The sequence below is a fragment of the Belnapia sp. genome (assembly GCF_059504005.1).
The window spans coordinates 16,663-37,490 of sequence record NZ_JCACHU010000052.1; the positions used below are offsets into that span (position 1 = coordinate 16,663).

At 72.5% G+C, this 20,828-nt stretch carries 24 protein-coding genes; 17 read left to right on the plus strand and 7 right to left on the minus strand.

The features are described 5' to 3' along the window. The first annotated feature begins 31 nt into the window (after positions 1-31). The 5 genes from gluQRS (at position 32) to AC5JJ1_RS08625 (ending at position 4,285) form a co-directional block, all read left to right on the plus strand. Complete coding sequence (gluQRS, locus tag AC5JJ1_RS08605; RefSeq protein WP_495784699.1) at positions 32-880, plus strand: tRNA glutamyl-Q(34) synthetase GluQRS; 849 nt, start codon at positions 32-34, stop codon at positions 878-880. A 4-nt stretch (positions 881-884) separates the two neighbouring features. After that, positions 885-1,847 (plus strand): type I pantothenate kinase, encoded by a 963-nt coding sequence (gene coaA, locus AC5JJ1_RS08610; RefSeq protein WP_495784700.1) that lies wholly within the window; start codon positions 885-887, stop codon positions 1,845-1,847. A 107-nt stretch (positions 1,848-1,954) separates the two neighbouring features. After that, positions 1,955-2,695, plus strand: a complete 741-nt coding sequence (locus AC5JJ1_RS08615) for a family 16 glycosylhydrolase (protein WP_495784701.1) — start codon at positions 1,955-1,957, stop codon at positions 2,693-2,695. 7 nt (positions 2,696-2,702) lie between these two features. Next, the gene (locus AC5JJ1_RS08620; RefSeq protein WP_495784702.1) at positions 2,703-3,800 is read left to right on the plus strand and encodes a DUF4336 domain-containing protein; all 1,098 of its coding nucleotides are present in this window, start codon (positions 2,703-2,705) and stop codon (positions 3,798-3,800) included. Then, positions 3,800-4,285, plus strand: coding sequence for a DUF6640 family protein (locus AC5JJ1_RS08625; protein WP_495784703.1), 486 nt, complete (start codon positions 3,800-3,802; stop codon positions 4,283-4,285). Before AC5JJ1_RS08620 ends, AC5JJ1_RS08625 begins: the two co-directional genes overlap by 1 nt. Here the strand turns inward: AC5JJ1_RS08625 and panC are convergent. Next, positions 4,171-4,995, minus strand: a complete 825-nt coding sequence (panC, locus tag AC5JJ1_RS08630) for a pantoate--beta-alanine ligase (RefSeq protein WP_495784704.1) — start codon at positions 4,993-4,995, stop codon at positions 4,171-4,173. The genes AC5JJ1_RS08625 and panC overlap by 115 nt on opposite strands. 35 nt (positions 4,996-5,030) lie before the next feature. Next, complete coding sequence (locus AC5JJ1_RS08635) at positions 5,031-5,912, minus strand: hypothetical protein (protein ID WP_495784705.1); 882 nt, start codon at positions 5,910-5,912, stop codon at positions 5,031-5,033. 220 nt (positions 5,913-6,132) lie between these two features. Between AC5JJ1_RS08635 and AC5JJ1_RS08640 the strand changes: the two genes are divergently transcribed. Further along, positions 6,133-7,329: a class I SAM-dependent rRNA methyltransferase gene (locus tag AC5JJ1_RS08640; RefSeq protein ID WP_495784706.1), complete on the plus strand. Its 1,197-nt coding sequence runs from the start codon at positions 6,133-6,135 to the stop codon at positions 7,327-7,329. Then, complete coding sequence (locus AC5JJ1_RS08645) at positions 7,326-7,718, plus strand: DUF3293 domain-containing protein (protein WP_495784707.1); 393 nt, start codon at positions 7,326-7,328, stop codon at positions 7,716-7,718. The genes AC5JJ1_RS08640 and AC5JJ1_RS08645 overlap by 4 nt, the downstream gene beginning before the upstream one ends. Here AC5JJ1_RS08645 and AC5JJ1_RS08650 read toward each other — a convergent pair. Genes AC5JJ1_RS08650 through AC5JJ1_RS08660 form a run of 3 tightly spaced genes read right to left on the minus strand, consistent with a single transcriptional unit; the run spans position 7,709 to position 11,067 of the window. Continuing rightward, positions 7,709-8,779, minus strand: a complete 1,071-nt coding sequence (locus tag AC5JJ1_RS08650; protein WP_495784708.1) for a patatin-like phospholipase family protein — start codon at positions 8,777-8,779, stop codon at positions 7,709-7,711. The two genes, AC5JJ1_RS08645 and AC5JJ1_RS08650, sit on opposite strands and share 10 nt — an antisense overlap. Next, on the minus strand, positions 8,779-9,573 hold the full coding sequence (locus tag AC5JJ1_RS08655; RefSeq protein ID WP_495784709.1) for a 3-hydroxybutyrate dehydrogenase: 795 nt from the start codon (positions 9,571-9,573) through the stop codon (positions 8,779-8,781). The genes AC5JJ1_RS08650 and AC5JJ1_RS08655 overlap by 1 nt, the downstream gene beginning before the upstream one ends. A gap of 39 nt (positions 9,574-9,612) precedes the next feature. Beyond that, complete coding sequence (locus AC5JJ1_RS08660; RefSeq protein WP_495784710.1) at positions 9,613-11,067, minus strand: dihydrolipoyl dehydrogenase family protein; 1,455 nt, start codon at positions 11,065-11,067, stop codon at positions 9,613-9,615. Between the two features lie 192 nt (positions 11,068-11,259). On the opposite strand from AC5JJ1_RS08660, the gene rpmH reads away from it, so the two are divergent. From rpmH to argB, 6 genes are read left to right on the plus strand one after another with little or no spacing between them, the layout of a single operon-like run. Further along, entirely contained in the window at positions 11,260-11,394 is a 135-nt protein-coding gene (gene rpmH, locus AC5JJ1_RS08665; RefSeq protein ID WP_305106871.1) for a 50S ribosomal protein L34, read from the plus strand. 22 nt (positions 11,395-11,416) lie between these two features. Then, a complete protein-coding gene (rnpA, locus tag AC5JJ1_RS08670) occupies positions 11,417-11,761 on the plus strand; it encodes a ribonuclease P protein component (RefSeq protein WP_495784711.1) in 345 nt (114 codons plus the stop codon). Beyond that, complete coding sequence (gene yidD / locus AC5JJ1_RS08675) at positions 11,758-11,997, plus strand: membrane protein insertion efficiency factor YidD (RefSeq protein ID WP_495784712.1); 240 nt, start codon at positions 11,758-11,760, stop codon at positions 11,995-11,997. Before rnpA ends, yidD begins: the two co-directional genes overlap by 4 nt. A gap of 9 nt (positions 11,998-12,006) precedes the next feature. Next, entirely contained in the window at positions 12,007-13,794 is a 1,788-nt protein-coding gene (gene yidC / locus AC5JJ1_RS08680; RefSeq protein WP_495784713.1) for a membrane protein insertase YidC, read from the plus strand. Continuing rightward, a complete protein-coding gene (gene yihA / locus AC5JJ1_RS08685) occupies positions 13,794-14,495 on the plus strand; it encodes a ribosome biogenesis GTP-binding protein YihA/YsxC (protein ID WP_495784714.1) in 702 nt (233 codons plus the stop codon). The genes yidC and yihA overlap by 1 nt, the downstream gene beginning before the upstream one ends. Positions 14,496-14,550: 55 nt before the next feature. Beyond that, positions 14,551-15,435, plus strand: coding sequence for an acetylglutamate kinase (argB, locus tag AC5JJ1_RS08690; RefSeq protein ID WP_495784715.1), 885 nt, complete (start codon positions 14,551-14,553; stop codon positions 15,433-15,435). Here argB and AC5JJ1_RS08695 read toward each other — a convergent pair. Next, positions 15,425-16,153: a DUF2336 domain-containing protein gene (locus tag AC5JJ1_RS08695; RefSeq protein ID WP_495784720.1), complete on the minus strand. Its 729-nt coding sequence runs from the start codon at positions 16,151-16,153 to the stop codon at positions 15,425-15,427. The genes argB and AC5JJ1_RS08695 overlap by 11 nt on opposite strands. Here AC5JJ1_RS08695 and AC5JJ1_RS08700 point away from each other — a divergent pair. Then, positions 16,035-16,520 carry a hypothetical protein gene (locus AC5JJ1_RS08700; protein ID WP_495784721.1) on the plus strand — a complete coding sequence of 162 codons (486 nt, stop codon included), beginning with the start codon at positions 16,035-16,037 and terminating at the stop codon, positions 16,518-16,520. The two genes, AC5JJ1_RS08695 and AC5JJ1_RS08700, sit on opposite strands and share 119 nt — an antisense overlap. Positions 16,521-16,629: 109 nt before the next feature. Here the strand turns inward: AC5JJ1_RS08700 and AC5JJ1_RS08705 are convergent, their stop codons facing one another. After that, positions 16,630-18,003: a diguanylate cyclase domain-containing protein gene (locus AC5JJ1_RS08705; RefSeq protein ID WP_495784716.1), complete on the minus strand. Its 1,374-nt coding sequence runs from the start codon at positions 18,001-18,003 to the stop codon at positions 16,630-16,632. 112 nt (positions 18,004-18,115) lie between these two features. On the opposite strand from AC5JJ1_RS08705, the gene dapD reads away from it, so the two are divergent. The 3 genes from dapD to AC5JJ1_RS08720 are packed head-to-tail and all read left to right on the plus strand — an operon-like array spanning position 18,116 to position 20,680. Then, positions 18,116-18,952 (plus strand): 2,3,4,5-tetrahydropyridine-2,6-dicarboxylate N-succinyltransferase, encoded by an 837-nt coding sequence (dapD, locus tag AC5JJ1_RS08710; protein WP_495784717.1) that lies wholly within the window; start codon positions 18,116-18,118, stop codon positions 18,950-18,952. Between the two features lie 4 nt (positions 18,953-18,956). Continuing rightward, positions 18,957-20,090 carry a succinyl-diaminopimelate desuccinylase gene (gene dapE, locus AC5JJ1_RS08715; protein ID WP_495784718.1) on the plus strand — a complete coding sequence of 378 codons (1,134 nt, stop codon included), beginning with the start codon at positions 18,957-18,959 and terminating at the stop codon, positions 20,088-20,090. A 32-nt stretch (positions 20,091-20,122) separates the two neighbouring features. Then, a complete protein-coding gene (locus tag AC5JJ1_RS08720; RefSeq protein ID WP_495784719.1) occupies positions 20,123-20,680 on the plus strand; it encodes a hypothetical protein in 558 nt (185 codons plus the stop codon). Positions 20,681-20,828 lie beyond the last annotated feature (148 nt).

A 20,828-nucleotide genomic window follows, 5' to 3' on the forward strand; every position in this document is an offset into this window, starting at 1 on the left:
CTTGCCGCCCGAGCCGCTACCCCGGCGGGCCATGCCTGTCACCACCCGCTTCGCGCCGAGCCCGACCGGGCTGCTGCATCTCGGCCATGCCCATGCCGCGCTTGCGGCCTGGGGCGCAGCGCGCCGGGCCGGCGGGCGGTTCCTGCTCCGGGTCGAGGATATCGACGCCACGCGCTGCCGGCCGGAATTCACCGCCGCCCTCCTCGAGGACCTGGCCTGGCTCGGCCTCGACTGGGACGGCGAGGTCAGGGTGCAGTCGCGGCACATGGCCGAGTACCGGGCGGCGCTCGACCGGCTCGCGGCGCGGGGCCTGCTCTATCCCTGCTTCTGCACCAGGGCGGACATCGCGCGGGAGGTGGCGGCGGCCGGCCAGGCGCCGCATGGGCCGGACGGGCCGCCCTATCCGGGAACCTGCCGGCGCCTCCCGCCCGAGGCGCGGGCGGCGCGGATGGCGGCGGGGGAGCCCCATGCGCTGCGGCTCGACATGGCGGCGGCGCTGGCGCTGGCGCCGGCCGGCCTCTCCTTCGAGGAGGCGGGGGAGGGGAGGATCCGCTGCGACCCGGCGCCGTTCGGGGATGCGGTGCTGGCGCGGAAGGAGGTGCCGGCGAGCTACCATCTCTGCGTCACGCATGACGATGCGCTGCAGGGCGTCACCCTCGTCACCCGCGGGGAGGACCTCAGGCCGGCGACGCATCTGCATCGCCTGCTCCAGGCGCTGCTAGGCTGGCCGGCGCCGTGCTATGCGCATCACCGGCTGCTGACCGATGCCGCCGGGCGGCGCCTCGCCAAGCGGGAGGGGGCGCCGAGCCTCCGCGCCCTGCGGGAGGCCGGGCGCAGCCCCGCCGAGGTTCGTGCCCTGGCCGGATTCGCAACCTCATGACACGATGATCGTCATGGACGCCGCGCCGCCGCCCGAGGACCCGCCCCTTGCCGAACCCGCCTACCGGGTCTTCGACCGTGCCGCCTGGGCGGCGCTCCGGGCCAGCACGCCGCTCTCCCTGACGCGCAGCGACATCGCCGGGCTGAAGGGCCTCAACGAGACCGTCTCACTCGCCGATGTGCAGGAGATCTACCTGCCGCTGTCGCGCCTGCTGAACCTCCAGGTGCGGGCGGCGCGGCGGCTCGCCATGGCGCAGGATGCCTTCCTTGGCCACCAGGCGGCGCCGCCGCCCTACATCATCGGCATCGCCGGCAGCGTCGCCGTGGGGAAGAGCACGCTCGCCCGCGTGCTGCGCGCCATCCTCGCCCGCTGGCCGGACCATCCGCGCGTCGAGCTGGTGACGACGGACGGCTTCCTCCACCCGACCCGGGTGCTGGAGGAGCGCGGGCTGATGCGGCGCAAGGGCTTCCCCGAGAGCTACGACCTGAAGCGCATGCTCGCCTTCCTCAACGCGCTGAAGGCGGGCGCACCGGAGGTGGCGGCGCCGGTCTACTCGCATCTGAGATACGACATCATCCCCGGCGAGATGCAGGTGCTGCGGCGGCCGGACATCGTCATCTTCGAGGGACTGAACGTGCTGCAGCACGCCGCCGGCGCGCCGGTCGTCGCCTCCGACTATTTCGACTTCTCGGTCTATCTCGACGCCGCCATCGGCGAGATCGAGGCCTGGTACATCGAGCGCTTCCTGCTGCTGCAGAAGGTCGCCTTCCCCAACCCCGACAGCTACTTCCACCACTACCGCGACCTGCCGCTCGAGGAGGCGAGGGAGGTGGCGCGCGGCATCTGGCGCAGCATCAACCTGCCGAACCTCCGCGAGAACATCCAGCCGACGCGGCACCGCGCGCGCCTCGTGCTGCGCAAGGGGCGCGGCCATGCGATCGAGCAGGTCTGGCTGAGGCGGATGTAGCCGCCCGCCTTCGTTCCGCCTGCTACGGGGGCACCCTTCCGGTTCCTGCGCGTTGGAGGCGAAAGCCAGCAACGACGCGAACGGCAGAACCGGGATCAGGACCGCCCATGGCAACGACCGACATCGAAACCGACGTGCCCTTCCACGAGAGCTTCGACAACCGCCATGGGGCGCTGACAGATAATTGGGGTGCCGACTACTCCGTCCCCGGTCAGGTGACCCTGACCGGCAATGCTGGGCTGATGGAGCCGGCCCTGGCCGTCACCTCCGGCCATGGCTACGGCACCTACACCATGACCGCCAAGTTCGACGGCACGATGCCGGGCTCCGCCCTCATCCTCTGGCCGGGCGACAACAACTGGCCCGGGCAGGAGATCAACCTCGCCGAGGTCGCCAATGACGGCAGCGGGCGGCAATACGCGACCCTGCACTGGAACAACAACGGCGAGGACGCCATCCGCGTGCACTTCCACGACGGCATCAAGGGCGGCGTGTTCCATGACTACCAGCTGGTCTGGGAGCCGGGGCAGCTCACCTGGCTGGTCGACGGCCAGGTGACCGCGGTCGACCGCGAATACGTGCCGCGCGACTACGACCATGGCGGGATGAACAACGTCATCGGCCTGTTCAACAACAGCCCGGACACGGTGCTGACGGTGACGGAGGTCGACTACGTGCCGCTCGGCGGTACGCCGCCTGCGGCCGCGCCGGCAGCCCCGTTGCCCGTGGCGGCAGCCCCGCCGCCTGCGGCGGAGCCCGCGCCCGTCGCCGAGGCGCCGGTCGACTGGTACGCCCTCGCCGCGCAGGCGACGGCGAATTACGAAGCGACTGGCTACTGGTTCTACTGACCGGGCCATGCTGATCCCGACCCGGCTGCACGGACTGATCGATTACGGCGTGGCGGCGATGCTGGGTGGCCTCGCCGCCTCGCGCGCGCTGCCGCCGCCGGTGCGGGGGCTGCTCGGCGCGGCTGGGGCCTATCACACCGCCTATTCGGCGGTGACGGATTACGAGGTGGGGCTGCAGCCCCGCCTCACCATGCGGCAGCATCTGGGACTCGATGCGCTGGGTGGGGCGGCGCTGCTCGGCGCCGGGCTCGTCATGCGGCGGCAGCCGGGCGGGGCGAGGGCGCTGCTCATCGGCCTCGGCCTCACCGAGCTTGCTGTGGTCGCGCTCAGCGAGGACCGGGCGGAAAGCGGCCCGCGCCTGCTCGGCACCGAGGCGCCGCCCGGCTACCCGCCGCTCGAGGTGCCGAAGCCGGTGGCGGAGGGCGTCCACATCGTCGACAGCCTGATGGAGGGCCCGCTCGGCACGCAACTTCCGGTGCGGATGACCGTGCTGCGCCTGCCGGATGGCGGCCTGCTGCTGCATTCGCCGACGGCCTTCTCGCCCGGGCTCGGCGCGGCGCTCGCCGCGCTCGGCCCGGTGCGGCACCTGGTGGCGCCGAACATCGCCCATTGGACCTTCCTCGAGGGCTGGCAGCGCGCCTTTCCCGAGGCGGTGACCTGGGCGGCACCGGGCCTCCGCCAGCGCGGCCAGGTGCGGCGCAGCCAGGTGCGGCTCGACCGGGACCTGCCTCCGGGCGCGCCGGCGGACTGGGGCGGCGCCATCACCCTCGTCACCGTGCCGGGCGGGCTCGGCTTCCACGAGGTCGCCGTCTTCCACGAGCCGAGCCGGACGCTGGTGCTGACCGACCTGGTCCTGAACCTGGAGGCGGAGCGCCTGCCGGCGCTGCTGCGGCCGGTGGCGCGGAGCTTCGGCGTGACGGCGCCGGACGGGATGCCGCCGCCCTATCTACGCGCCATCATCCGCTGGCGGCACCGCGCGGCGGCGCGGGCGGCGGAGCGGCTGCTGGCCTTGGAGCCGGACCGGGTGATCTTCGCCCATGGCCGCTGGTTCGAGCGGTACGGCACCACGGCGCTGCGGCGCTCGCTGCGCTGGCTGCTCGGCTGATGCGCGGCGGGCGGCTGCTGGCCGCGCTCAACCTGGCGACGGCGCTGAACGGCCTCGTCATCGACTGGAACCGCACGCATCTCCTCAACCCGCGCTGGCTGCCGCATGCGCGCTTCCATGACGCGATGACGATCAGCTTCGGCCTACTGCTCGGCGCGCTTGGGTGGCGGGCGCTGCGGCGGGGCGATGCGCGCGGGGCGGCGCTGGGCCCGGCGCTGTTCTTCGGCGCGCAGCTCTCGGCCTTCGCCTATCCGGGGACGCGCGGCATCGAGGACGAATTCCCCGAACTGGCGCCGCGCCTCGGCCCGATCCGGCTGAACGAGGCGCCCATCTCGCTCGCCATGCTGGGCCTGACGGCGCTCGGCTATGCTCAGGCCGCCATGCTGTCGAGGAGCCGCACGCCGCCGAGCCGCGCGGCGGCGATCAGCCGGCCGGGCGGCGCCGGCACCTCGCGCAGGCTGTCCGGCTCCACCAGGGCGAGATAATCGAGGGCAAGGCCGGCCGCCGCCAGCCCGGCACGCGCTGCGGCGAGCGCCGCGGCGGGCGAGGTGCCGCGCGCCATCGCCCCGATGGCCGCCCGCATCGCGCCCGGCAGCGCCGCGGCCCGGGCCCGCGCCTCCGGGTCGAGGAAGCGGTTGCGGGAGGACATGGCAAGGCCATCCGCCTCGCGCAGCGTCGGGCAGGGGATGATCTGCACCGGCAGGTCGAGGTCGCGTACCATCCGCCGGATCACCTGGAGCTGCTGCCAGTCCTTCTCGCCGAAGGCCGCGAAGCTCGCGCTCGTCTGGAGGAAGAGCTTGGCGCAGACCGTGGCGACCCCGCGGAAATGGCCGGGCCGCGCCGCGCCTTCCCAGCCCTCGGCCGGGCCCTCGACCTGGATCGTCGTTGCCCGGCCCGGCGGATACATCCCCTCGACGCCGGGCAGCCAGGCGAGGTCGCAGCCAGCCTCGCGCAGCAGCGCCAGATCCGCCTCCTCCTGCCGCGGGTAGCGGGCGAAATCCTCGCCCGGCCCGAATTGCAGCGGGTTGACGAAGATCGAGGCGATGACGGCGCCGCCCGGCCCCGCCGCCTGCCGCGCCGCCGCCAACAGGGACAGGTGACCGGCATGCAGCGCCCCCATGGTCGGCACCAGGGCGGCGGGGCCGAGCCCGGCGAGGGCGTCGCGGAGGCTCGGCAAGTCCCGGGCGATGTGCATGGCGAAGGCCATTCCCCCGCCCGGCAAGCCTCGGGCTATCGCGCCTGCGCTGCCTTCTTGCGGCGCTCCACCGTATGCGGAATCTCGAGCGCCGCAAGCGAACGGTTGAGCTCCGGCAGGTCCGCATCCTCGGGCAGCCGCGCCAGCAGCAGGGCCAGCATCTCCGCCTGGAGTTCGGCCGGGATGTTCTGCAGGTACTCACCGGCGAGCATCGCCCGGCCCTCGTCGCGGATGCCGGCGGCGACCGGGAAGACGAACCCCGCCTCCGGGACGATCTCGTTGAGCGCCTTGCCGCTGGCCAGCGGCAGGCCGGTCTGCGTCTGGTCGGAGATGGCGTTGCCGGCGGTGAGGAAGGTGGCGCGGTTCTGCGGCGTCAGCAGCGTCCTGGCCGGGCGGTCGAGCTGCCGGGTGAAGAAGGGAAAGGTGCTGCGGAAGACCGGCGGCAGCCGGATGCGGACGAAGCCCCGCACCTCGAATTTCGGCATGGTCAAGGGCGTCATCTCGATCGGATCGATGACGCCGAAGGCGCTCGGTAGCACCGCGACGAGGGCGGTGCCGCGGGCGGGCACCGTGATCAGCCGGTCGCCGGCCGCGGGGAAGGGCGACGGGCTCGGCACCGGGAAGCGCGGCGTAAAGACGCTGGAGGCCAGGGACCCGTTCAGCGTGCCGAAGCGGTTGTCCGTGCCGCCGGTGTCGACGATGCAGAGGGTGTTGCCGGCGAGGCTGCGGAACTCCTGGTCCGGCGTGCCCGCCGGCGGCGGGAAGATGACGAACTCCAGGGCGTAGCGCAGCGGCACGGGCTCGAGATTGGTGATCTCGAGGAAGTATCCCTGCAGGACGCGGTCCACCGCCATGGTCCCGCTCGGGGTCGCGGGCGATTGCGGCTTCAGCAGCAACTCGAAATTCGAGACTTCCATGATGGCCTCCCAGTGCGGCGGGACCGGCCCTGCCGCCCGGGCTCGGGCGGCCGGCATCCGTCCCTGCGCCCTTCGACATCGCAGTGACGGCGGCCGGGAAAGCAACGCCGATGCGGAGTCGTGACGGCGATGTGCGGGTGGCTGGGCGAAGGCACCATCCGGTGAGATTCATGGGCGCCCCCGGCGGCGAACCGCATGGACTTGCGCCCGGCATGGCGGCATGGTCCGCCGCCTCATGCCGCATCCGCTGATCCGCCTGCTGCCCGGCCGCGACCGCCGGGTCAAAACCGGCCACCCCTGGGCCTTCTCCAACGAGATCGCCATGAGGCCGGCAGCCAAGGCGCTGCCGCCCGGCGCCGTGGTGCGGCTGGAGGGGGATGACGGCCAGCGCCAGGGCACCTGGCTGTTCAACCCGCACAGCCTGATCGCCGCGCGCCGGCTGGACCGCGACCCGGAGGCGGCGATTGATGCCGCCTGGCTGCGCGGCCGGCTCGGCGCGGCGCTCGCGCTGCGGGAGCGGCTGTTCGACGCGCCGCATTACCGCCTGGTCCATGCCGAGGCGGATGGGCTGCCGGGCCTCGTCATCGACCGCTATGGCGATGTGCTGGCGCTCCAGGCCAATACGGCGGGGATGGAGGCGCTGACGCCGGCGCTGGTCGAGGCGCTGCAGGGCCTGCTGGACCCACGCCTCATCGTCGCCCGCAACGACGCCTCGGTGCGCGGGCTCGAGGGGCTGCCGCAGGAGACGCGGCTGCTGCTCGGCGAGGCCGGTCCGGTCCATGCCGAGGAGGGCGGCCTGCGCTTCGCCGTCGACCTGCTCGGCGGGCAGAAGACGGGCTGGTTCTTCGACCAGCGCGAGCACCGCGCCCGCGTCGCGCGTCTCGCCGCCGGCGGGACGATGCTGGATGCCTTCTGCCATACCGGCGGCTTCGGCCTCAGCGCCGCCGCGGCCGGCGCCACGCAGGTGACCTTGCTCGATCGTAGCGCCCATGCCCTCGACCTCGCCATGGCGAGCGCGGCGGAGAACGGGCTCGCGGCGCGTGTCACGGCCGAGCGGGGCGAGGCAATGGAGGCGCTGGAGCGGATGGGCCAGGCGGGCACGCGCTTCGACATGGTGGTCGCCGATCCGCCGGCCTTCGCCAAGAGCCGAAAGGACCAGCCGGCGGCGCTGCGGGCCTATGGCAAGCTGGCCCGGCTGGCGGCGGGGCTGGTGGCGCCGGGCGGGTTCCTGTTCATCGCCAGCTGCAGCCATCATGTCGCACCGGGCGAGTTCGCCGATGCGGTGATCTGGGGCATCGGGCGGGCGCGGCGGGAAGGGCGCCTGCTCTTCCAGGGCGGGGCGGGGCCCGACCACCCGGTGCATCCCCTGTTGCCGGAGAGTGCCTACCTGAAGGCCATGCTCTTCCAGCTCGCATGACCTCCGGCCTGATCGCCGCCTATCGCCGCACCACCTACGAGGCCGACGGCGCCCGCGCCCGCATCGGCCGGCACAGCGCCGCGGTCGATGCCCTGCTGCGGCGCCAGGGCGCGCGGGAGGGCGCCTTCGTCACCGCCTGGAACCCCTTCAGCCGGAGGATGCCGCGCGGCTGGAACGACCGCATGCTCGCCCGGCTGCGCCAAGCGGCGCGGCGCCTGCCGCAGGCCGAGGGCAATGGCGGCGCCAAGGGCTGGGAGGAACGCCACCTGCTGCTGGCCGGCGATCCGCGCCGCATCGCCGTGCTCGGCCGGCGCTTCCGGCAGGTGGCGATCGTCGCCGTGCGGCGCGGGCAGCCGCCCCGCATCATCCTCCTCCAGCCTCAGAGGTAGCGCTGGATGTCGAGCGTGCTCTCCTTGCCGAGCGTCCCGAAATGCTGCGCCAGGAACCGGTCCGCCGCCTCCCGCCCGTAGCGGCGGAGGATCTGCAGGAATTCCCAATCGCCGTTCAGCTTGGTCGAGAGCTTGAACTCCCGCATCCGCTCTTCGTCCTCGATGACGTGGAGGAAGATGCGGCGGTAGCGCGGCTGCTCCAGCCGGCCGGAATCGAGCAGGCGCTGGACGAAGTCGATCGCTCGCATCTCCGCCATCAGCGAGGCGTTGAAGTTGATCTCGTTCAGCCGGTTCATGATGTCGGTGGCGCTGGTCGGCAGCTCGGCCCGCATGATGGCGTTGATCTGCACTAGCACGATGTCGGGCGCGCCGCGCTCGTAGTAGAGCGGCCAAAGCGCCGGGTTGCCGACATAGCCGCCATCCCAGAAGGCCTCGCCGTCGATCTCCACGGCGCGGAAGACATTCGGCAGGCAGGCCGAGGCCAGCACGACATCCGTGCTGATTTCCGCCCGGGTGAAGACCCGCGGCTTGCCCGTCCGCACATTGGTCGCCGAGACAAAGAGGCGGACGGCCTTCGGGTCGGTGCGCAGCCGGCGCCAGTCGAGGTTGTCGTCCAGCACCTGCCGCAGCGGGTTGAACTCCATCGGGAAAGGGTTGAACTGGTAGGGCGAGAAGACGCGGGTCAGCGTCTCGAAGGCCTGGTAGGCGACGGAGTAGGTGAGGTCGTAGCCCCAGAGGGCCTTCTCGAAGGGCGTGTTGCGCAGCGGGCTGACGGCGAGCCGCGCCGCCACGTCGCGCCACATGCGGTCGAGGGCGGTGATCGCCCCCAGCCGCCCGCCATCCGCCAGGCCCTGCACCAGCACCGCGGCATTGATCGCCCCGGCCGAGGTGCCGGAGACGCCGTCGATCACCAGCCGCTCATCCTCCAGCAGCCGGTCCAGCACGCCCCAGGTGAAGGCGCCATGCGTGCCGCCGCCCTGCAGCGCCAGGTTGATCTTCTTGGGCGCCGGCGGCTTGGCGACCGCCGGCGTCGGTACCGCTGCGGGAGCCTCCTCGTCCATCAGGCCGCCAGCCAGCCGCCATCGATGGACAGCGCCGCGCCATTCACCCCGCCGCTGCCGGGCCCGACGAGGTAGAGCGCCATCTGCGCCACCTCCTCCACCTCGATCCAGCGCTTGGAGGGCTGCTTGTCGAGCAGGAACTCCTCGAGCGCCTGCTGCTCCGAGACGCCGTGCTGCTTGGCCAGCGGGCCGACCTGCGCCTCCGCCAGCGGCGTGCGGACGAAGCCGGGGCAGATGGCGTTGCAAGTGATCGGCAGCTTGGCGACCTCGAGCGCCACGGTCTTGGTCATGCCGACCACGGCATGCTTCGCCGAGACATAGGCGACCTTGTTGGGCGAGGCGACGAGCCCGTGCGCCGAGGCGATGTTGACGATCCGGCCCCAGTTGCGCGCCTTCATCCCCGGCAGCGCCGCCTTGATGGCGTGGAAATTGGAGGCGAAGTTGATGGCGATGATGGCGTCGAACTTGTCGTCCGGGAATTCGTCGATCGGGGCGACGAACTGGATGCCGGCATTGTTCACCAGGATGTCGACCTGCCCGAGCGCCGCCTCGGCCTCGGCGACCATCTGCCGCACTGCCTCGGGCTTCGAGAGGTCGGCCGCCGAGTAGGGCGCGTCGCCGCCGCCCTGGAGCGCGCCGATCTCCGCCCGGGCGCGGGCGATCTCCTCCGGCTTGCCGAAGCCGTTCAGCATCACGCGCGCCCCGGCTTCGGCATAGATCTTGGCGATGCCGAGGCCGATGCCGCTGGTGCTGCCGGTGACGAGCGCGGTGCGCCCTGCGAGAACCTGATTCATGGGTGAGAGCTCCTGTTGCCCCGTTGCCGGCATGAATGCCTAAGGCAGATGTTTCAGCAAGCCGACGAGACGTTTCGTGAAGGGTGAGAGAAGCTTCGGCGCGTAATAATCCCCGGCGGCCCGCTTCGCCGATTCGGCCAGGGTGGGGTAGGGGAGGACCATGCCGGCCAGCGCCGAGAGCGGCAGCTTCCGGCCGATCATCAGCCCGAACATACCCGCCATCTCCCCCGCATGCGGCGCCAGCACCCCGGCGCCGAGCAGCTTGCCGCCCTGGCCGACCACCAGCTTCACCAGGCCATCCGTCAGCGCCTCCGCCACCGCCCGGTCGTTCTCGGCGACCGGCCAGCGGAGGATCGAGAGCTCCTCGTGGCCCGCCTCGCGCGCCTCCGCCTCGGTCAGGCCGACCTGGGCCAGCTCGGGGTCGGTGTAGGTGACGCGGGGGAGGGCGGCGTAGCTCACCTTGGTGAAGGGCAGGCGGAACATCATGGACCGGACCAGGATGCCGGCATGCTGGCTCGCCACATGGGTGAAGGCACGCGGGCCGATGCCCTGCGGATCGGCGATGTCGCCCACCGCCCAGACCCGCTTGTTGGAGACCGAGCGCAGGTCGGCCCCGGTCACGATCCCGCGCGGCCCGGCCTCGACCCCGGCCGTCACCAGGTCGAGCCCCGCAAGGCGTGGCGCCCGCCCGACCGCGAGCAGGAGATGCGTCCCGGCGATGCGGCTGCCATCTTCCAGCACGGCGACGACGCCGGCCTGGGCAGCGCGGCTGTCCGGCTCCAGCTGCTCGACCCGCGCGACCTTCGATCCCTCGCGGAATTCGACGCCGTCGCGGACGAGCGCGGCCTTGAGGCCCTCCGCCAGCTCGGGGTCCTCGCGGCTGGCGATGCGCGGCCCCCGCTCGATGACGGTGACGAGGCAGCCGAGCCGGGCATGGGCCTGCGCCATCTCGAGCCCGATCGGCCCGCCGCCGAGGATCAGCAGGTGGCCTGGCGGCTCCTCCAGGTCGAACAGCGTCTCGTTGGTGAGCCAGGGCACGCCATCGAGGCCGGGCAGGTCCGGCACCACCGCGCTGCTGCCGGCGGCGATGACGGCGCGGCGGAAGGTCAGCGGCCGCCCGCCGGCCTCGATCGTGTCGGGTGCGGTAAAATGCGCCGAGGCCTCGATCACCTCGACGCCCATGCCGCGGAAGCGGGCTGTGCTGTCATTCGGCGCGATGCGGGCGATGGCGCCGTGCACATGGGCGCGCACGCCGGCCCAGTCGATCTCGGGCGGCGGCAGGCGGATGCCGAAGCGCGCTGCCCCCCGCGCCGAGGCGGCGGCATGGGCGGCGGCGAGCAGCGCCTTGGAGGGGACGCAGCCGTAATTGAGGCAGTCGCCGCCCATCCGGCCGCGCTCGATCAGCGCGACCCGGAGGCCGAGCCCGGCCGAGATCGACGCGACCGAAAGCCCGGCCGCGCCGGCGCCGATGACCACCACGTCGAAATCCGGCATGCGCATCCCCATCCCAGCAGCGTTAAGGCCTCGGCGCGCGGGTTACGCCACCCGGCCGCGTAGCGCCAGACAGCCTCCCGCGATTGACGGCGCCCCCATCCCATCCCTATACCTGCCCGCCTTCGCCGGGGCCCAGCCGCAAGGGCCGCCGGCCGTCCGCGTCAAGGCGGGCAGCCATCTCGGAGATCGATCGTGAAGCGTACCTACCAGCCCTCCAAGCTCGTCCGGAAGCGCCGTCATGGCTTCCGCACCCGCATGGCGACCGTCGGCGGCCGCAAGGTGCTGGCCAACCGCCGCGCCAAGGGCCGCGCCAAGCTCAGCGCCTGACGGGCCGCGGGGGGAATTCCGCATGCCGGGCCGCCTTCCCCGGCTGACCAGGCGCCGCGAATTCCTCCGGGTCGCAGGCCGGGGCCGGAAGGCCGCGCGCCCCTCCCTGGTGCTGCAGGCCCTGCCGCAGCCCGAGGGGGCGCTGCGCCTCGGCTTCACCGCCACCAAGAAGATCGGCAACGCCGTCGTCCGCAACCGCGCCAAGCGCCGGCTACGGGAGGCGGCGCGGCTGACCCTGGGCGAGGCGCCGCCGACGGGCTGGGACCTAGTGCTCATCGCCCGCGACGGGACCGGCACCCGGCCCTGGGACAAGCTGCTGTCCGACCTGCGGGGCGCGCTTCGCCAGGCCGGGGTGCTGCCCGAATGAGCGCCGCCGGCACGGCGCTGCGCGGCGCCGTCCTCGCCTATCAATGGACCTTGCGGCCCATCCTCGGCTGCAATTGCCGGTTCTACCCCTCCTGCAGCGACTACGCCCTGGAGGCGCTCCGCAGCCATGGCGCGCTGCGCGGCGCCTGGATGGCCTCGGGGCGCATCCTCCGCTGCAACCCCTGGCATCCGGGCGGCTACGACCCGGTGCCGCCCCCGACCCTGCCGAAAGGCTGAAGCTTTTCCATGGACCAGAAGCGCCTCTTCGTGGCGATCGCCATCTCGATCGGCATCCTGCTGGCATTCGATGCCTTCAACCGCCCGGCGCGGGAGGCGCAGCGCGCCCAGCAGCAGCAGGCGGCCGCGGTGCAGCAGCCGGCCCCGACCCCCGGCCCGGCCGGGCCGCTCGGCGCCCCGACCGATGCCTCGCCCGCCGCCGGCACGCCGACCTCGCCCGCCGCGCGCCTGCCGGTCGAGGGGCTGCGCGTGCAGGGAACGCTCTCGCTCCGCGGCGCCCGGCTCGATGACCTCGTACTGCGCGGCTACCACGAGACGGTTGACCGGAACTCCCCGCTCGTCCGCCTGCTGGCGCCCCGCGAGGGCGGCGCGCCCTACTACGCGCAATGGGGCTGGACGGCGGCCGATGGTCGCACCCGCGTCCCCACCAACGACACCGACTGGACAGCCGAGGGCAGCGCGCTCTCGCCCGCCTCGCCGGTGACGCTGCGCTGGGACAATGGCGGGGGCCAGGTCTTCGAGATCGCGCTCGCGCTCGACGAGAACTACATGCTCACCGCCGAGCAGCGCGTGCGGAACAACGGCGGCGAGCCGGTGCAGGTGCTGCCCTGGTCGCGCATCCGCCGCGAGAGCACGCCGCCGACCCAGGGCTTCTACATCCTGCACGAGGGCTTCGTCGGCGTGCTCGACGGCCGCCTGCGGGAGGAGACCTACAGCAACGCCAAGAGCGAGGCGGCCAAGCGCAACGGCACCGCACTCGAGCAGGAGACCGGCGCCGGCTGGGCCGGCATCACCGACAAGTACTGGCTGACCGCCCTCTCGCCGGTCGACCCGGCGCAGCGCTACCGCGCCGCCTATCGCCACACCACCGATCCCGGGCCGCGCGGGCCGGAGGATCGCTGGCAGGTGGACTTCGCCCCGGCCGCGCCGCAAAGCGTGGCGCCCGGCGCCACCGCCGCCAACGGCATCCGCCTCTTCGCCGGCGCCAAGGAGGTGCGGCTGCTGGATTCCTACGGCGACCGGCTCGGCATCCCGGATTTCGACAAGGCGGTGGATTTCGGCTGGTTCTACTTCCTGACCAAGCCGTTCTTCTACGCCATCGACTGGCTGTTCACGATCTTCGGGAATTTCGGCGTCGCCATCCTGGTCTTCACCCTGGCGCTGAAGGCGGCCTTCTTCCCGCTGGCCAACAAGGCCTACAAGTCGATGAGCCGGATGAAGATCCTCGGCCCGAAGATGCAGGAGATCCGCGAGCGGCATAAGGAGGATCCGGCCAAGGCCCAGGCCGAGATGATGGCGCTCTACCGGACCGAGAAGATCAACCCGGCCTCCGGCTGCCTGCCCATCCTCATCCAGATCCCGGTCTTCTTCGCGCTCTACAAGGTCCTCTTCGTCACCATCGAGATGCGGCACGCGCCCTTCTTCGGCTGGATCAGGGACCTCTCGGCGCCCGACCCAACCAACCTGTTCAACCTGTTCGGGCTGCTTCCCTACGACCCGATGCAGCTGACGCACTACCTGCACATGCCGGCCTGGGCGCTGATCATGGGCGCGACCATGTACTTCCAGCAGAAGCTGAACCCGCAGCCGCCGGACCCGATCCAGGCCAAGATCTTCCAGTGGATGCCGGTGATCTTCACCTTCATGCTGGCGAGCTTCCCGGCCGGCCTCGTCATCTACTGGTCCTGGAACAACCTGCTCTCCATCCTGCAGCAGCGCTACATCATGTCGCTGGAGGCGAAGCGGGGCGGCAGCAAGCCGGGCCTCGCCGTGCCGGCCGTGGCGAAGAAGGGCTGATGGCGGAGCACGCGCTCCCCGCCAATGCCGCCATCCTGGCCGGCGGCCTCAGCGAGGCGCGGACCGAGGCGGAACGGGCCGCGCTGATCGAGGCCGGGCGGCTGCTCTTCGCCAAGCCCTGCACCTTCTTCTACGCCTCGCAGAAGATCGACCAGCTGCCGCCCGCCGAGGGGCCGGAGATCGCCTTCTGCGGCCGCTCCAATGTCGGCAAGTCCTCGCTGGTGAATGCGCTGGCCGGGCAGAATGCGCTGGCCCGCGTCTCGCACACGCCGGGGCGGACCAAGCAGCTGAATTTCTTCAATCTCGGCGACCAGCTGACGCTCGTGGACATGCCCGGCTACGGCTATGCCCAGGCCGCCAAGAGCGTGAAGGCCGACTGGCAGGGCTTGATGTTCGACTTCCTGCGCGGCCGGCCGACCTTGCGCCGCGTCCTGCTGCTGCTCGATGCCCGGATCGAGACCAAGGCCGGCGACCGGGCGGCGATGAGCCTGCTGACTGAGGCGGCCGTGCCCTTCCAGATCGTCCTCACCAAGGCCGACGACGCCAAGCCCTGGTGGCTGAAGCAGCGCCTCGCCGAGGCCGAGGAACTGGCCCGCAAGGAGACCGCCGGCCACCCGCTGGTGCTCGTCACCAGCAGCCGGACCGGGGAGGGGATCCCGGAGCTGCGGGCCGAGATGGCCTCCCTCGCCCGCACCGCTTGACCGGCCGCACGCGCGCCCCTACAGCCCGGCCGCCCGCACCGGAGAGCCCCGGCCGATGACCGATGACGCCTTCGACCCGATGAAGACCCTGGCCGGCGCCCTGCCCTTCCTCAAGCGCTACGACGACCAGATCGTCGTCGTGAAGTATGGCGGCCACGCCATGGGCGAGGAGGAGACGGCGCTGCGCTTCGGGCGCGACATCGCGCTGCTGGAGCAGGTGGGCGTGAATCCCGTCGTCGTGCATGGCGGCGGGCCGCAGATCAACGCCATGCTGAAGCGGCTGAACGTCCAGTCCACCTTCATCCAGGGCCTCAGGGTGACCGACGAGGCCATGCTCGACGTGGTCGAGATGGTCCTTGCCGGGCCGGTCAACAAGCAGGTGGCGGAGGCGATCACCCGGGCAGGCGCCTTGGCGGTCGGCATCTCCGGCAAGGATGGCGGGCTGGTCACCGCGCGGAAGCTCCTGCGGACGGTGCGCGACCCCGGCTCCCATCTCGAGCAGGTGCTCGACCTCGGCTTCGTCGGCGAGCCCGCCTCGGTCGATACCCGCGTGCTGCGGCTGCTGATCGGCGCCGACATCGTGCCCGTCGTCGCCCCGGTCGGCGTCGGCGAGGATGGGCAGACCTACAACATCAACGCCGATACCGTGGCGGGCGCGATCGCCGGCGCGCTCGGCGCCGAGCGGCTGCTGATGCTGACTGATGTGCGCGGCGTGCTCGGCCCCGACCGGCAGCTCATCCCCGAGATGACGGTGGCCGAGGTGCAGGCCGGCATCGCCGCCGGCTGGATCTCCGCCGGCATGATCCCGAAGGTCGAGACCTGCATCTACGCCATCGAGCGCGGGGTGAAGGCCGCCGTCATCCTCGACGGCCGCGTGCCCCATGCGGTGCTGCGCGAGCTCTTCACCGATGGCGGGGCCGGGACGCTGATCAAGCCGTAGCGTCCGGCTCCGGGCGGGTCATGCCCGGGCCGTCGGCTCGGCCAGCGGCTCGATCTGCCAATGCATCTCCGCGGCCGAGAGCGGCCATTCGCCATCCGGCCCCGGCAGCAGCGCCGCGCCGGGGGCGAGCTGGCCGAGCACGCTCTGGGCCAGCAGGGCGCAGCGCGGGCCGAACCCTGCCTGCCAGCAGAGGCTGACCAGGGCCCGGGCGCTGCGCAGTCGCACGGCCTCCTCCACCGCCTCCAGCGTCACGGAGGCTTCCTGCGACAGCAGCCGGGCCATGGCCGCCTGGTCGCCGCGTCGGGCCGCCGCCTCGAGGAGGGTACTGGCCGGGGGGTTCGCAGCCCCCTCGACCAGCCGGACCTCGACCCGGTCCTGCAGCCGCCAGGCGAGGCCAGGCGCAAGATCCGGCCGGCCGGCTAGGGCCTCCAGCAGATGGTCGGCCACGCAGAGGGCGAAGGCCCGCTGCGCCCGCGGCGGCGGGGAAGGGCGGGTGCACCAGGCTCTCCTGCCAGGGGATGCGCGTGGCGGCCTGGACGATCAGCCCGTCCAGCGTGCGCTCGCGGATGGCAGCCGAGGGGTTGGCGAGCAGGGCGCCGATGTCCGCCTCGTTCGCCGATGCCGCGATGGCGTCGGAGAGGCTCTCGCTCAGCGCCGGCCGGCGAGCCACCGCGGCCAGCGTGTCCGGCACCGGCGGCGCGGCGACCAGCGCGAGCAGATCCGCCTCGCTCAGCATGGGGGAGAGGCGGATCACCGGCTCCGCCACCTCCATCGCCGCGTCGGCGGCGAGGCGGAGGATGAGGGCATGCGGGGCATCCGGCATCGCCTTCAGCTCCTCGGCGATGACGGCGCGGACCTGCGCCGCGGCATCCTCGGCGAGCCGGCACAGCGCCTGCCAGGCGATGGCGCCCAGCCTGTCCTCGGCGATGGCGAGGGCGGCGGCGCGCGGCGCCAATTTGCGCCCGAGCGCGGCCCGCACCGCCGGGTCGGCATCGCCAGCCAGCAGCCGGTCCGCCTGGACCGGCGTCCTGGCATTGCCGGCAATCGCGCCGCGCACCGCAGGGCTGCCATCGTCGGCGAGGTAGTAGAGCAGCTCCGCCTGCGTGCCGGGCAGGGCAGCGAGCGTCATCCGCTCGACCTCGGCCCCGTCCCGCGCGAGGCGCTTGGCCTCATCGAAACACGATTCGACAGACATCACCCCTCCCTCCTCCCGTCCGCCAGGCGCCAGCCGTTCCGTCCCTGCCGCTTGGCCGCATACATGGCGGTATCCGCCCGGGCGATGAGGCCGTCGGGCGTGTCGGCGCCATCGGTCGCCCGCATGGCGATGCCGATGCTGAAGGTCAGCGGCAGGGTGAAGTCGGGCAGCAGGCCGGGCAGCACGGTGAGCGCGGTGCGGCAGATCGCCTCGGCCCGCATGGCGGCGGCCGCCCTGTCCGCGCCGTCCAGCCAGATGGCGAACTCATCGCCGCCGAGGCGGGCCACCAGGTCGGTCGGGCGCACGATGTCGCGCAGCATCCGGCTCACCGCGACCAGTGCCGCATCGCCCGCCTCATGGCCCATGCGGTCGTTCAGCGGCTTGAAATTGTCGAGGTCGAGGAAGAGGACGGCGCCGCGCTCCGCCGCCTCCGGCGCCATGGCCAGCCGGTCCAGCCGGCGGTTGAGGTCATCGAGGAAGGCGTGGCGGTTGAGCAGGCCGGTCAGCGCATCGGTCCGCGCCTGGAGCTCGAGCTCATGCTGCAGCACCTGGTTGCCGAGGGCGACGAAGAGCAGGTCGGCGGCGGCGGCCAGCAGGTGCTCGTCATCCTTGTCGAAGGGCCGCGCCCCGGCCGGGCGCCAGGCGAGCAGGGCGTGGCGCGGCAGCATGCGGTGCGGATGCGGCAGCAGCGCCAGGGGCTCGCCGGCGGGACCGGTGCCGAAGGCCGGCACCACCGTCTCCAGCAGCGGGGCGAGCGCCGCGAAGAGCGGGGTGGGCTCGGCGCCATGCCGGTGGAGCGCCCGCAGCTGGCCCTTCGCGCCGATCTCCAGCACCGCGGCGCTGGCGCAGCCGAGAGCCGGACCCAACGCCTCCAGCGTGGAGGCCAGCATGCGCGGCGCCAGCACCTGGCGGCGCACGCGGCGCACCAGGGTCTCCAGCGCCTTGGCGCGGCGCAGGGCGGTTGCCTGCGTCTCCATGTCCTGCAGCTTGGCGGTGATGTCGCGGCCGATGCCGCGCAGCCCGGCAAAGCCGCCGGCCGCATCGAGGAGCGGCACCAGGCTGAGGGTGAAGCAGGCGGCCTCCGCCTCCCGCCGGCCGAACCAGGCTTGCAGCCCGTGCATCGGCTGGCGGGTGAGGAAGGGATCGGGCTCCGGATGCAGCAGCAGCTGGCGGGCCGGCTGCCCGAGCAGCGATGCCACGGGCAGCCCCAGCAGCCGCTCCGGCCAGAGGAAGGTGAGCCGCCCCTCCGCATCCGTCTCGAAGGCGAGGTCGGCGGCGAGGCCGGCAAAATCCTGCCAGCGCTGCCGCGATTCGAGCAGGGCGCCGGGAAGTCCGGTGGGAGCGAGCAGGGGGGCAGGAGCGGCCGGGTGCATGCGCCACAGGATGCCCCGCCGCGGCTGAATGCCGGGTTAAGGCCGGCCCGCGTTGACATCGGCCGGCCCGCATCGGCATGGTCCGCCCGCCTTCCTCCCAGGGACCCCGCCGATGACCCTCTCCGCCCTCCAGGCCCCGATCGAATCCCTCTGGGAGCGCCGCGACACCGTCTCCTCGGCGACCCGCGGGGAGGATCGCGACGTGGTCATGGCGGCGCTCGAGGCGCTCGATGCCGGCACGGCCCGCGTCGCCGAGCCCGACGGGCAGGGCGGCTGGCGGGTGAACCAGTGGCTGAAGCAGGCGGTGCTGCTCTCCTTCCGCCTCACCGATTCGGCGCCGATGGACACCGCCGCCGGCGCCTATGACAAGGTGCCGCTGAAATTCGCCGATTGGGGGCCGAACCGCTTCAAGGAGGCGGGCTTCCGCGCCGTCCCCGGCGCCGTCGTCCGCAAGTCGGCCTATATCGCGCCGGGCGTCGTGCTGATGCCGAGCTTCGTCAATGTCGGCGCCCATGTCGACCGCAACACCATGGTCGACACCTGGGCGACCGTCGGCTCCTGCGCGCAGATCGGCAAGAATTGCCACCTCTCGGGCGGCGTCGGCATCGGCGGCGTGCTGGAGCCGCTGCAGGCCAACCCCGTCATCATCGAGGATGACTGCTTCGTCGGCGCCCGCTCGGAGGTCGCCGAGGGAGTCATCGTCGAACGCGGCGCGGTGCTCTCCATGGGCGTCTTCCTCGGCGCCTCGACCAAGATCATCGACCGCGCGACGGGCGAGGTGCATGTCGGCCGCGTGCCGGCTTATTCGGTGGTCGTTCCCGGCAGCCTGCCCGGCAGGCCGCTGCCGGACGGCTCGCCCGGGCCCTCGCTCTACTGCGCCGTCATCGTCAAGCGCGTCGATGCGCAGACGCGGGCCAAGACCAGCATCAACGAGTTGCTGCGCGATTAGGCCCGTGCGCAACGCCCCGGCCGACCCGCTGCCGCTCGCCCAGGCGCTGATCCGCTGCCCGAGCGTGACGCCCGCCGATGCCGGCGCGCTCGGCGTGCTGGAGGCGGCGCTGCGCCCGCTCGGCTTCATCTGCTACCGGCTGCGCTTCGGCGAGACGGAGAACCTCTTCGCCCGCCGCGGCACGGAGGGGCCGCATTTCTGCTATGCCGGGCATACCGATGTGGTGCCGCCCGGCGCGGGAGGCTGGACCGACGATCCCTTCGCGGCGTCGGTGCGGGACGGCGTGCTCTACGGCCGCGGCGCCTGCGACATGAAGGGCGGGATCGCCGCCTTCGTCGCCGGCCTCGCCGACTATCTCGCGGCCAACCCCAATCCGCCGGGCAGCATCAGCCTGCTCATCACCGGCGATGAGGAGGGGCCCGCGAAGGACGGCACGGTGCGCGTGCTCGACTGGCTCGCGGCACGGGGCGAGATCCCGGACATGGCGCTGGTCGGCGAGCCGACCTCGCGGGCGCGGCTCGGCGACATCGTCAAGGTTGGGCGGCGCGGCAGCATGACCGCTTACATCACGCTGTTCGGGACGCAGGGCCACAGCGCCTACCCGCAGCGCGCGGACAACCCCATCCACCGCCTGGTCCGCGTGGTGCACCGGCTGACGGCGGAGCCGCTCGATGCGGGCAGCGCGTTCTTCGAGCCGACGACCTTGCAGATCACCGGCTTCGATGTCGGCAATGCGGCGAACAACGTCATCCCCGGCGAGGCGCGGGCGATGCTCAACATCCGCTTCAACGACCGGCATACGAGCGCGAGCCTCACCGAGCACCTGCACGCCGCGCTGCGGGCGGAGGAGGCGCGTTATGAGATGCGCATCGACTGCTCCGGCGAGAGCTTCGTGACGCAGCCCGGCCCCTTTGTCGATGCGCTGAAGCGGGCGGTCGAGCGGCAGACCGGCGAGACGCCCGCGCTCGATACCGGCGGCGGCACCTCCGATGCGCGCTTCCTCGCCCGCTTCTGCCCCGTGGCCGAGCTCGGCGGCGTCGGCAGCACCATGCACAAGGCCGATGAATGCGTGCCGGTCGCGGAGCTGCGCGACCTGGCCTCGCTCTATCGCGCCGTGCTCGAGGAGAGCCTCGGCTGACCGATCCGCCCCGCCCCGTCCCGCTCCGCCTGGTGATCGAGGCCGGGCTGCGCGGCGCCCTGCTGCTCGCCCGCGGGCGGGTGGATGGGCTGCTGCTGATGGAGGGCTCCGCCGCCGGCGCCGGACGCAGCTTCTGGGCGGCGGCGATCTGCCTGCCGGCCTTCCTCGCGCTCCGCCTCCTGGCCTGGGCCGGGGATGGCGGGCCGGAGCTCGGCCTGCTGCGTGGGCTGGTCGCGGAGCTGGTCGGCTATGCCTGCGCCTGGGTAGGCTTCGCCCTGCTCTCCCTGCCGCTGGCCGAGGCCGCGGGGCGAGGGACGGACTGGCCACGCTTCGTCGCCGCCTGGAACTGGACGAATGTCGTGCAGTACCTGGTGCTGCTGGCGCTCTCCCTGCCGGGCAAGCTCGGCCTGCCGCCGCTGCTGGCGCATGGGCTGGGGCTGGCGGGGGTCGGCTACGCGCTCTGGCTCGAATGGTTCGCGGCCCGGAGCGCGCTGCGCATCGCGGGCGGGATGGCGGCGGCCTTCGTGGTGCTCGACCTGGCGCTGGGGCTCGCCGTCGGCGGGGTCGTCGGGCGGTTGAGCGGCAGCTAGAGCGCGGTCCGTTCGACCTGGCTCACGGACCGCGCTCTAGCCTGTTGTTTGATCGAGCAAACCCCGATCGGATGATCCCATCCGATCGGGGTTTGCTCTAGCAGCCTGTCGGATTCCCAACGGGCCTGATATCGGCGAATCTGTTCGG